Origin of the sequence: Phenylobacterium sp., assembly GCF_044372605.1 — a bacterium.
GTDB lineage: Bacteria > Pseudomonadota > Alphaproteobacteria > Caulobacterales > Caulobacteraceae > Phenylobacterium.
Genome location: NZ_JBILRO010000118.1, coordinates 1 through 10,264, shown reverse-complemented (window position 1 = coordinate 10,264; position 10,264 = coordinate 1). Strand labels below are relative to the sequence as shown.

General features: G+C 66.0%; 11 protein-coding genes. 3 read left to right on the top strand and 8 right to left on the bottom strand.

The window, feature by feature from the left end; all coding sequences use genetic code 11:
- Nucleotides 1-56: 56 nt before the first annotated feature.
- The 4 genes from ACIQ42_RS10825 to ACIQ42_RS10810 all read right to left on the bottom strand — a co-directional run bounded on the left by ACIQ42_RS10825 (nt 57) and on the right by ACIQ42_RS10810 (nt 5,934).
- Nucleotides 57-3,008 carry a 2-oxoglutarate dehydrogenase E1 component gene (locus ACIQ42_RS10825; RefSeq protein WP_397422204.1) on the bottom strand — a complete coding sequence of 984 codons (2,952 nt, stop codon included), beginning with the start codon at nt 3,006-3,008 and terminating at the stop codon, nt 57-59.
- 159 nt (nt 3,009-3,167) lie between these two features.
- Nucleotides 3,168-4,046 (bottom strand): succinate--CoA ligase subunit alpha, encoded by an 879-nt coding sequence (gene sucD, locus ACIQ42_RS10820; RefSeq protein ID WP_397422203.1) that lies wholly within the window; start codon nt 4,044-4,046, stop codon nt 3,168-3,170.
- A 3-nt stretch (nt 4,047-4,049) separates the two neighbouring features.
- Nucleotides 4,050-5,249 carry an ADP-forming succinate--CoA ligase subunit beta gene (gene sucC / locus ACIQ42_RS10815; protein WP_397422202.1) on the bottom strand — a complete coding sequence of 400 codons (1,200 nt, stop codon included), beginning with the start codon at nt 5,247-5,249 and terminating at the stop codon, nt 4,050-4,052.
- 139 nt (nt 5,250-5,388) lie between these two features.
- On the bottom strand, nt 5,389-5,934 hold the full coding sequence (locus tag ACIQ42_RS10810) for a DUF2306 domain-containing protein (protein WP_397422201.1): 546 nt from the start codon (nt 5,932-5,934) through the stop codon (nt 5,389-5,391).
- Nucleotides 5,935-6,094: 160 nt separating this feature from the next.
- On the opposite strand from ACIQ42_RS10810, the gene ACIQ42_RS10805 reads away from it, so the two are divergent.
- Entirely contained in the window at nt 6,095-6,859 is a 765-nt protein-coding gene (locus ACIQ42_RS10805) for a LytTR family DNA-binding domain-containing protein (RefSeq protein WP_397422200.1), read from the top strand.
- Nucleotides 6,860-6,878: 19 nt separating this feature from the next.
- On the opposite strand, the gene ACIQ42_RS10800 is transcribed toward ACIQ42_RS10805, so the two are convergent.
- Nucleotides 6,879-7,865 carry a malate dehydrogenase gene (locus ACIQ42_RS10800; protein WP_397422199.1) on the bottom strand — a complete coding sequence of 329 codons (987 nt, stop codon included), beginning with the start codon at nt 7,863-7,865 and terminating at the stop codon, nt 6,879-6,881.
- Between the two features lie 80 nt (nt 7,866-7,945).
- Between ACIQ42_RS10800 and ACIQ42_RS10795 the strand changes: the two genes are divergently transcribed.
- Nucleotides 7,946-8,365, top strand: a complete 420-nt coding sequence (locus ACIQ42_RS10795) for an HIT domain-containing protein (protein ID WP_397422205.1) — start codon at nt 7,946-7,948, stop codon at nt 8,363-8,365.
- Here the strand turns inward: ACIQ42_RS10795 and ACIQ42_RS10790 are convergent.
- Together ACIQ42_RS10790 and ACIQ42_RS10785 are read right to left on the bottom strand one after the other, a co-directional pair.
- Nucleotides 8,362-8,781, bottom strand: coding sequence for a hypothetical protein (locus ACIQ42_RS10790; protein WP_397422198.1), 420 nt, complete (start codon nt 8,779-8,781; stop codon nt 8,362-8,364). The genes ACIQ42_RS10795 and ACIQ42_RS10790 overlap by 4 nt on opposite strands.
- Entirely contained in the window at nt 8,778-9,647 is an 870-nt protein-coding gene (locus tag ACIQ42_RS10785) for an HpcH/HpaI aldolase/citrate lyase family protein (protein ID WP_397422197.1), read from the bottom strand. The genes ACIQ42_RS10790 and ACIQ42_RS10785 overlap by 4 nt, the downstream gene beginning before the upstream one ends.
- A 62-nt stretch (nt 9,648-9,709) precedes the next feature.
- Between ACIQ42_RS10785 and ACIQ42_RS10780 the strand changes: the two genes are divergently transcribed.
- On the top strand, nt 9,710-10,102 hold the full coding sequence (locus tag ACIQ42_RS10780; RefSeq protein ID WP_397422196.1) for a DUF2237 family protein: 393 nt from the start codon (nt 9,710-9,712) through the stop codon (nt 10,100-10,102).
- Here the strand turns inward: ACIQ42_RS10780 and ACIQ42_RS10775 are convergent.
- Nucleotides 10,084-10,264, bottom strand: a 181-nt coding sequence (locus tag ACIQ42_RS10775) for a 2'-5' RNA ligase family protein (RefSeq protein WP_397422195.1), incomplete at its 5' end; no start/stop codon positions are given. The genes ACIQ42_RS10780 and ACIQ42_RS10775 overlap by 19 nt on opposite strands.

Here is a 10,264-nt window from a genome sequence, read left to right as displayed (position 1 = left end):
CATTGGGGGGATCAGCTCCTTGGATCGCAGTCAAACGCAGGCGGGGTCGTTGTGGTTCAGGCGAACGCTTCCGTAAGGAAAGCATCGAGTTCTTTCAGGTGGCGGCTCATCAATCCGGCGGCGGTCGAAGCCGAGGCCGGACGACCCACATAGCGGGCGCGCTTGGCCTTGATCTTCATGCGCTCCAGTGTGAGCTCCAGCCAGGGATCGACAAACTGCCAGCCGCCCATGTTCTTGGGCTCTTCCTGACACCAGACCAGTTCGGCGTTGGCAAACCGCTTCAGCTCGTTGGTCAGGGACTTCAGCGGCCACGGATAGAACTGTTCCAGCCGCAGGATGTAGACATCGTCGCGGCCAGACTTCGCCCGTTGCTCGATAAGGTCGAAATAGACCTTTCCAGAACAGACGATAACGCGCTTGATCTCGGCGTCGGGCCTCAGCGTCACGCCGCCCACATCACAGCCGGCCTCTGCGCCGTCGATCATCACCCTGTGGAACCCTGTGCCCGTGGTCATGTCGGCGATGGTGGATACCGCCCGCTTGTGGCGCAGCAGGCTCTTGGGCGACATCACGATCAGTGGCTTGCGGTACTCCCGCAGCAGCTGGCGGCGCAGAACATGGAAATAGTTGGCCGGGGTGGTGACATTGACCACCTGCATATTGTCCTCGGCGCAGAGCTGCAGGAACCGCTCGAGACGGGCGGAGGAGTGCTCCGGACCCTGGCCCTCGTAGCCATGCGGCAGCAGCATGACGAGGCCGCTCATTCGCAGCCATTTGCGTTCGCCCGAGCAGATGAACTGGTCGATCACCACCTGGGCGCCGTTCACGAAATCGCCGAACTGGGCTTCCCAGAGCGTCAGGGTGTCGGGATCAGTGAGGGAGAAGCCGTACTCGAAGCCCAGCACCGCCTCTTCGGAAAGCGCTGAGTCCAGCACCTCAAAGTGCGCCTGGCTGGGACCAAGGTTCCGGAGCGGGAAATAGACCTCCTCCGTCTTCTGATCGATCAGACCGGAGTGGCGCTGGCTGAAGGTGCCGCGCACGCTGTCCTGGCCCGACAGACGCACCGGGAACCCCTGGTCAAGAAGGGTCGCGAACGCCAGCGACTCCGCCGTCGCCCAGTCGACGCCTGCCCCGCTCTCGATCGCCTCGCGGCGGCCGGCGATCACGCGCTCGACGGTCTTGTGAACGGTGACATGCTCGGGCACGGACGTGAGCTTGCGACCCAGGTCGAGAAGCTTCTGCTTGGCCACGCCGGTGGCGTGGCGTTCTTCACCTGACGGCAGTTTCAGGCCCGCCCATTTGCCGTCAAGCCAGTCAGCCTTGTTGGCGTTGTAAGCCTTGCCGGACTCGAACTCCTCATCGAGGAACTTGTCGAACTCGGCGATCCAGCCGTCGACAGCCGCCTGGGTGGCGATACCTTCACCGACCAGGCGCTGGGCGTAGAGATCCCGCACTGTCGGGTGGCCCTTGATCTTCGCGTACATCAGCGGCTGGGTCATCGTGGGGTCGTCCCCCTCGTTGTGACCAAAGCGGCGGTAGCAGAACATGTCGATGACCACGTCCTTGCCGAACAGCTGGCGATACTCGGTGCCCACCTTGGCGGCGAAGGTGACGGCTTCAGGATCGTCGCCGTTCACGTGGAAGATCGGCGTCTCGACAGCCAGAGCCACGTCCGTCGGATAGGGCGAGGAGCGGCTGTTCTTGGGGCTGGTGGTGAAGCCGATCTGGTTGTTGACCACGAAGTGCATGGTGCCGCCCACAGCGTAGCCGCGCAGGCCGGAGAGCGCGAAACACTCCGAAACCACACCCTGGCCGGCGAAAGCCGCATCACCATGCAGCAGCAGAGGCAGGGCATGGCCACGGCCGGCGTCAGGCTGTTCGCGCAGCGTAAAGGCCTGCTTGGCGCGAACCTTGCCGATCACCACCGGGTTGACGATCTCCAGATGGCTGGGATTGGCGGTCAGCGACAGGTGCACCTCGTTGCCGTCGAACTCGCGGTCCGACGAGGCGCCCAGGTGATACTTCACGTCGCCGGAGCCCTGGACGTCGCTGGGCAGGGACGAGCCGCCCTGAAATTCGTGGAAGATCACGTGGTAGGGCTTGCCCATCACGGCGGCCAGGACATTGAGGCGGCCGCGGTGCGGCATGCCGATGACGATGTCCTTCACACCCATGGCGCCGCCGCGCTTGATGATCTGCTCCAGCGCCGGGACCATGGCCTCGCCGCCGTCCAGGCCGAAGCGCTTGGTGCCGGGGAAGCGGCGATGCAGGAACTGCTCGAAGCCCTGCGTCTCGATCAGCTTCTTGAGGATCGCCACCTTGCCCTCGGGCGTGAAGGCGATTTCCTTGTCACGGCCCTCGATCCGCTCCTGCAGCCAGGCCTTCTCCTTGGGATCGGAGACGTGCATGTACTGCACGCCCACATTGCCGCAGTAGGTCCGGCGCAGAATCTCCAGAATCTCGCGGACGGTCGCCGTCTCCAGACCCAGCACATAATCCAGGAAGATCGGACGATCAAAGTCCGGCTCGGCGAAGCCGTAGCTGGCCGGGTCCAGTTCCGACGCGTCACCCGGCGTGGCAGCCAGACCCAGCGGATCCAGATTGGCCTTCAGATGCCCGCGCATCCGATAGGCGCGGATCATCATGATGGCGCGCAAGGAATCCAGGGTCGCGGCACGGATCTGATCCACCGAGGCCATGGGCTGACGGGCTTCGATGGTCTTGGCGACCTTGGCTTCGACCGCGGGCCAGAGGCCATCGATCGCCGAGAGCCAGTCCGGACGCGGGGCGGGCACGGCGGGTCGCGCCCAGCCCGGTTTGCCGGCCGCGCGCATCACATCGGCGGAGGGGTCCAGCAGGGATGCAAAGAAGGCCGCCCAGGACGGGGCGACCGCATTGGGGTCCGCCGTCCACCGGGCATAGAGATCCTCTACGAACGCCGCATTGCCGCCGTAGAGGAAGGAAGTTTCGGCCAGAACCTCATTGATCCGGCCTGCGTCGTCCGCCATGTCCTTCGCCTTCCGGGGCGCGGCCACGGACTTCGCAAGAAGGAGCCGAGCGCAACCGCCCTTAAACCTGGTTTTTGCGACGCCGGGCATTCGACGACGCCGAAGACCTGTACGCCAATTTGCTTAACCCTTTTCGACACCCGGGGCCGACAAACCGGATCAGGCGCCTTTCAGAACATCCAGCAGCGTGGTGCCCAGCGCCGCCGGCGACGGCGACACCCGGATACCGGCGGCCTCCATGGCGGCGATCTTGTCCTCGGCGCCGCCCTTGCCGCCGGAAATGATCGCGCCCGCGTGACCCATGCGCCGCCCGGGCGGCGCCGTACGTCCCGCGATGAAACCCACCATCGGCTTCTTGATCGGCGAGGCCGCGATGAACGCCGCCGCATCCTCTTCGGCCGATCCCCCGATCTCGCCAATCATGATGATCGACTCGGTTTCCGGGTCCTTCAGGAACATGTCGAGCATGTCGATGAACTCGGTGCCCTTGACGGGGTCGCCGCCGATGCCGACGGCCGTAGTCTGACCCAGGCCCACCTGCGTGGTCTGGAAAACGGCTTCGTAGGTAAGAGTACCCGAACGGGAAACAACACCTACCGAGCCCTTGCGGAAGATGTTCCCCGGCATGATGCCTATTTTGCACTCATTTGGTGTGAGCACGCCGGGGCAATTGGGCCCGATCAGCCTGGATTTTGAGCCGGAGAGCGAGCGCTTCACCCGCACCATGTCGGCCACCGGGATACCCTCGGTGATGCAGATGATCAGCGGGATCTCGGCGTCGATGGCTTCGAGGATCGAGTCTGCGGCAAAGGGCGGCGGCACATAGATGACGCTGGCGTCGGCGCCGACCTCTCGCACGGCCTCACCGACCGAGTTGAACACCGGCAGGCCGACGTGGGTTGTCCCGCCTTTGCCCGGCGTGACGCCACCGACCATCTTCGTGCCATAGGCGATGGCCTGTTCGGAGTGGAACGTGCCCTGGGCGCCGGTGATGCCCTGGCAGATGACGCGAGTGTCTTTGTTGATCAGGATCGACATGGTTCAGGCAGCGCCCCGCACGGCTTTGACGATTTTCTCGGCGCCGTCCGAGAGGTCGTTGGCGGCGATGACGTTCAGACCGCTCTCGTTGATAATCTTCTTGCCGAGTTCGGCGTTGGTGCCTTCCAGGCGCACCACCAGGGGCACGCTAAGGCCGACCTGTTTGACGGCGGCGACGACCCCGTTGGCCAGGGTGTCGCAGCGGGCGATCCCGCCGAAGATGTTCACCAGGATGCCCTTCACATTGGGGTCGGCCATGATGATCTTGAACGCCGCCGTCACCTTGGCCTCGTCGGCGCCGCCGCCCACGTCCAGGAAGTTGGCGGGCTCGGCGCCGTAGAGCTTGATGATGTCCATGGTGGCCATGGCCAGGCCCGCGCCGTTGACCATGCAGCCGATCTCACCATCGAGGGCGATATAGGAGAGGTCGAACTTCGAGGCCTCGATCTCCTTGGGGTCTTCCTCGGTCTCGTCGCGCAGCGCCACAATATCCGGGTGGCGATAGAGAGCGTTGGAATCGAAGCTGATCTTGGCGTCCAGCACCCGCAGGTGATCATCGCCGGTGACGATCAGCGGATTGATCTCCAGCATCGACATGTCCTTGTCGACGAAGGCCTTGTAAAGCTGGCCCAGCAGGACGGCGGCTTCCTTGGCCAATCCGCCGGAGAGGCCAAGCGCGCCCGACAGCGTGCGCGCATGGTGCGGCCAAACGCCCGTCGCGGGATCGATGGAGAAGGTTATGATCTTTTCAGGGGTCGCGTGGGCGACCTCCTCGATGTCCATCCCGCCTTCGGTGGAGGCCACGACGGAGACCCGCGAGGTTTCGCGGTCCACCAGCAGGGACAGATAGAATTCCTTCGCGATCGCCGCGCCTTCTTCGATGTAGAGGCGGTTGACCTGCTTGCCCTTCGGGCCGGTCTGATGGGTCACCAGCACCCGGCCCAGCATTTCGGCGGCGCTGGACTTCACGTCCTCGGCGGACTTCACAACCCGGACCCCGCCCTTGGCGTCAGGACCCAGGCCTTCAAACCGGCCCTTGCCGCGCCCGCCGGCGTGGATCTGGGACTTCACGACGAAGACCGGACCCCCAAGCTTTGCGGCGGCGTCGACCGCGTCCTGTACCGTGAAGGCGGCGAAGCCGCGCGGGACCGCCACACCGAACTCTGCGAGGACGGCTTTGGCTTGATGTTCGTGAATGTTCATGAGGCCTTGGGGTCGGCTGCCGACGGGCTCGCCTGCAAAGCGAGTGAGACGGCTTATAGGCGCCGCGCCACCCGATGACAACCGCGCGGGGCGCGGAATCACGCCTTGCGCAACGAGGCCTAACCTAGCGGAACCGATGCTAGCCGAAGAACATCATCCAGAGGGTCCGCCCCGGGATGAATGCGAAGGCCAGGTTGATGGCGAAGGCGCCGTAGAACAGACCCATCATTGTGCGGCGATGGCGGCGAACGTCATGGCGTTTTGCCCAGAGCACCGCCAGAGGCGTGATCAGCAACACCCAACCGGTGAACAGGTGCAGCCAGGACCAACCGCCATGGTTCAGTTCGGTGATGAATACCGTAGCGCCTGCCGTCACCATGACCAGCGAGACCCAGACCCACCCGGCGACCCGGTGGAATGTCCGGCCCTTGCGAACCACCATCAGCACGCCGCCCAGCACCAGTGCGGCAAGCGCCGTAAGCAGGTGAACCTGGATCACCGGCGATAGCGCGTTGAACAACGCCATGTCGGGCAGGTGGGGACGGGTCCTGGCCGCCATCTGCATGACCGGGGTGAATAGGCCCATCGCCAGACCCAGAACTGCCGTCACGGCCACCATGGAAAGGCCGAAGCGCAACCCGAAAGTCATCGGAGCGCGGGCGGGCGTTTGCGAAACAGTCGACATCCTCTATCTCCACTCGATCGGGGGCGGCGGCGCTGCGCGGCCCGGGTAGAGCTGGACATGACGCGGTGAGATCAGGAGCGCGAGCGAGTTTACGTGGGGCGGCGTCCGCAGTTCGCGAAGCGCCGCCGGTCGCCGTTGACGCTTCGTGGACGACGGGCCGATGACCGGGACCAGCAGCGTCAGTCCGCCGTCAGAGCCGCCGCCCAACCACGTCCGCGGCCTGGCGATCACCCTGGCCGCCGGGCTGTTCCTCACCTTCTCCGGCGCGTTTGGAACCGATGAAGCGCCACTGCTGCGACGCCTGGTTTACTGGCTGCCGGTCATGGCCGTCGGATATGTTTGGGGCTCATTCGTCACCACAACAATCGCGCGGCGAGCCAGAAGCCTGACAAACAATACCTGGCTGATTGGCGGGGTCGCCGCGCTGGTCATGTCGGTTCCCTTCACCCTGTTCGTATGGACAGCCAGCCGGTTCGTCCTGGGATCGAGCATGCCGCTGGCCGGGATTCCGTTCCTGTTTGGGTATGTCCTGCTGGTCTCGGCGGCGTTGACCGCCATCAACCTCCTGGTGGAGTCCCGTCGCACGGCGATGACCTATGCGGATCCCGCGCCGCCGAAGTTTCTGGAACGGATGCCACTGAAGCTACGCGGCGCCGAAGTCTGGGCCGTGGAGGCCGAGGATCACTACCTTCGCCTGCACACCTCCAAGGGCCAGGACCTGATCCTGCTCAGGCTTAGCGATGCGGTGGACGAACTGCAGGGCATCGAGGGCGCTCAGGTCCACCGATCCTGGTGGGTGGCCCGCGATGCGATCACCGACGCCAGGCGTGGGGATGGCCGCGCGACACTGACGCTCAAGGACGGCGCGGAGGTGCCGGTCAGCCGCACCTATGCCGGGCTGCTGCGAGAGCGCGGCTGGATCTGATCAAGGCGGGCGCGCGCGCCTAGCCCAGCATGTCCTTGACGGTGTCGCGCTCGCCAACCAGTTCGTCGTTGGTGATCTTGATCTTCGACTTGGCGAAGTCGTCCATCTCGTAGCTGGTGATCACCTCATAGGCGCCCGGCGCGGTGGTCTTCACCGGCATGCCGGCCCACACGCCGTCAGCGAAGCCATAGCGGCCCTCGCTGTTGACCGCGACCGAGTGGATCGCGCCCACGGTCGACAGGTCACGGACATGATCAATCAGGGCATTGGCCGCCGAGGCTGCCGAACTCTGACCACGGGCGTCGATGATCGCCGCGCCGCGCTTGCCGACGGTCGGCAGGTATTCGTTTTCCAGCCAGGCCTGATCGCCGATGACCGAGGCGGCGTCCTTGCCGCCGATCTTCGCGTGGGTGAAGTCGGCGAACATCGTCGGGCTGTGGTTGCCGTAGATGAACAGGTCGGAGACGTCGTTGATCGACACACCGGCCTTTTTGGCCAGCTGCGCGCGGCCGCGGTTCTCGTCCAGGCGCACCATGGCGGTGAAGCGGTCAGGCGTCAGGCGCTTGGCCTGGCTGGCGGCGATCATGGTGTTGGTGTTGCAGGGGTTGCCCACCACGGCGATACGCACGTCATCGGCGGCAACCTTGTCGATGGCCTGGCCCTGGGCGATGAAGATCTTGCCGTTGTCCTTCAGCAGGTCGGCGCGCTCCATCCCGGGGCCGCGGGGCTTGGAGCCCACCAGCAGCGCCCAGTTCACGTCCTTGAACGCCACCTCGGCGTCGCCCGTCAGGATCATGTCCTGCAGCAGCGGGAAGGCGCAGTCCTCCAGCTCCATCGCCACACCCTTGAGCGCCTTCTGCGGGCCTTCGACCGGGATCTCCAGCAGTTGCAGGATGACCGGCTGATCCTTGCCCAGCATCTCGCCCGAAGCGATGCGGAACAGCAGGGCGTAACCGATGTTTCCGGCGGCGCCGGTGACTGCAACGCGAATGGGCTTCTTGGCCATGGGGCGGCTCCTGATGGGGATTGTCGCGGCGTCCGTAACCCGTTGACGGCGCCGCCGCAATGCCGCAGGCGGCACGGGTGATGTTCGAACTTCATCCCGCCTTCGCCGCCACGTCCGAACCGGTCGGCGACCTGGCGCTTTGCCATGTGCGCCTGCAGACCGACGCCCGCTGGCCCTGGCTCGTGCTGATCCCCCGGCAGGCGGGGCTTCGTGAGCTGGAGGACCTGTCGCACGGGGATCGGGTGGTCCTGATGGCGGAAATCGTCAACGCCGGCGCGGCCGTTCGAGCGGCGAGCCTGGCTTCAGGATGGCCGGTGGAAAAACTGAACGTCGGCCAGCTGGGCAACCTGACGCCGCAACTGCATGTCCATGTGGTGGGGCGCCGCCCCGGCGATCCAGCCTGGCCCGGACCGGTTTGGGGTGTCGGCGTCGCGGCGCCGTGGGATCCGGAAGCCCAGGCCAAGGCCATAACTGGCGCGCGCGCAGCCCTCGGCCTTTAGCGGCTGCGGCGACGCAGGGTGACAGCGACGGTGCGATCGGCCTCGGTCAGGTCGCCTGCCAGCCGCCCCTCGGCGTCGAGCTTCAGGTTGGCCACGCGCCCACCCATGCGCAGGGTCAGCCCATCAGCCCGGCGCTCCACCTGATCCAGGAATCCGGAAGCCTCGAGTGCGCCGGGGCGGCGTGGATCGCGCCAGGCGCCATCCACCACACCGTTCCGGTCGAACAGCTGGAAGACGTAGAGGTCCTGATCGCCGGCCCGCAGCGTCCAGCCCCCGTCCATCGGCCCCTGAAACGAAGTCACCCCTGCCATGGAGGCGCGCAGCCGGTCATCATAGGCCCGGGTGTCCGCCGTCTGGGCAGACGCATGGCCCGCCACAGCCGCGCCCAGAACCAGGATGGCCAGACGGAGCCTCACCCGGCGACCCGCCCCGCGATCACCTCGGCGACGGCGATCAGACGCCGGGCCTCTTCCAGGTGGAGGCGCTCGACCATCCGGCCCTCGACCTTGAGCACGCCCTTGTCGCCCGTTGCCGGGTCATCGAACGCCGCGACCACCGTACGCGCCCAGGCCACGGCGGCCGCCTCCGGGGTAAAGGCGGTGTTGGCCGTATCGATCTGGCCGGGATGGATCAGGGTCTTGCCGTCAAAGCCCCAGGCCGCACCCTGGGCGCATTGCCGCGCCAGCCCGTCAGGATCGCCAATGTCATTGAAGACGCCGTCCAGGATGACCAGCCCGTGGGCGCGGGCCGCCATCACGCTGAGGCTCAGGGCGGTGGCCAGCGGTGTGCGCTCGATGCCCGGCAGGCAACGCATCTCCTTGGCGAGATCGTTCGTGCCCATCACCCAGACGCTCGTCTTCAGACGCAGCGATGCGGCGGCAATCTCCGGCAGGGCAAACATCGCCGCGCAGGTCTCGATCATCGCCCATAGCGGCAGCTCGGGCCCCGCCGCCGCACGAACTGCCGCCAGATCTGCGGCGGACGAAACCTTGGGCGTTAGTATGGCGTCCGGCCGGGCGTCGGCGACTGCCGCCACGTCGTCGGCGCCCCAGGGGGTGTCCAGACCGTTCACCCGCACCACGAGTTCGCGCGCGCCGAACCCGCCGGCCCGCACAGCCGCCACCGCCGCCGCGCGGGCTTCAGGTTTTGCATCCGGGGCCACCGCGTCCTCAAGGTCGAGGATCACCGTGTCGCACGGCAGGGCGCGCGCCTTTTCGAGGGCGCGCAGGTTGCTGGCCGGCAGGTAAAGGACGCTTCGGCGAGGGCGGGCGGTTTCGTGCATCTGGACCCTGAGTGTTCGTGACGCCTTGGCGCAGCGCAAGTCTTAGCGTTTAGGATGGCGTCATGACCACTCTTCCCATCCGCTATGACGCCGACGCCCGCAATGTGCTGGGCGAGGAACTGGTTCCGTGTTCGCTGGACCCGCTCACCGGGTTCTATCGCAACGGTTGCTGCGAGACGGGGCCGCATGATGTGGGGCTGCACACCGTCTGCGCCGTGATGACCGCAGACTTTCTGGCTTTCTCGCGCCGGGCTGGCAACGATCTCTCGACGCCCCGGCCTGATCTGGGCTTCGCGGGGCTGAAGCCGGGGGACCGTTGGTGCCTTTGCGCGCCCCGCTGGAAGGAGGCGCTGGACGCCGGCGCGGCGCCGCAGGTGATCCTGCAGAGCACCCACGAGGAAACCCTGGCCATCGTCCCGCTCGGCGTCCTCAAGGACTATGCCGCCCCGGCCTGAGCTAAGGGGTATTCAGCCTCCAGGCGATAGTGCGATCCTTCCGGGCTGAGCTGGCTCGAATAGAGGCTGAAACCGGTTACGGGGATCGGCGGCGACAGCAGACGCGCATGGGTCTCCAGCCAGAGCGCCACCTGAATCGGATTCTGCCGGCGCAGGTAGGCG

Bases quoted from the DNA above. Each gene is read 5' to 3' on its own strand.
- ACIQ42_RS10825 (WP_397422204.1), bottom strand. From the start codon at position 3,008: ATGGCGGACGACGCAGGCCGGATCAATGAGGTTCTGGCCGAAACTTCC.
- sucD (WP_397422203.1), bottom strand. From the start codon at position 4,046: ATGTCGATCCTGATCAACAAAGACACTCGCGTCATCTGCCAGGGCATC.
- sucC (WP_397422202.1), bottom strand. From the start codon at position 5,249: ATGAACATTCACGAACATCAAGCCAAAGCCGTCCTCGCAGAGTTCGGT.
- ACIQ42_RS10810 (WP_397422201.1), bottom strand. From the start codon at position 5,934: ATGTCGACTGTTTCGCAAACGCCCGCCCGCGCTCCGATGACTTTCGGG.
- ACIQ42_RS10805 (WP_397422200.1), top strand. From the start codon at position 6,095: ATGACCGGGACCAGCAGCGTCAGTCCGCCGTCAGAGCCGCCGCCCAAC.
- ACIQ42_RS10800 (WP_397422199.1), bottom strand. From the start codon at position 7,865: ATGGCCAAGAAGCCCATTCGCGTTGCAGTCACCGGCGCCGCCGGAAAC.
- ACIQ42_RS10795 (WP_397422205.1), top strand. From the start codon at position 7,946: ATGTTCGAACTTCATCCCGCCTTCGCCGCCACGTCCGAACCGGTCGGC.
- ACIQ42_RS10785 (WP_397422197.1), bottom strand. From the start codon at position 9,647: ATGCACGAAACCGCCCGCCCTCGCCGAAGCGTCCTTTACCTGCCGGCC.
- ACIQ42_RS10780 (WP_397422196.1), top strand. From the start codon at position 9,710: ATGACCACTCTTCCCATCCGCTATGACGCCGACGCCCGCAATGTGCTG.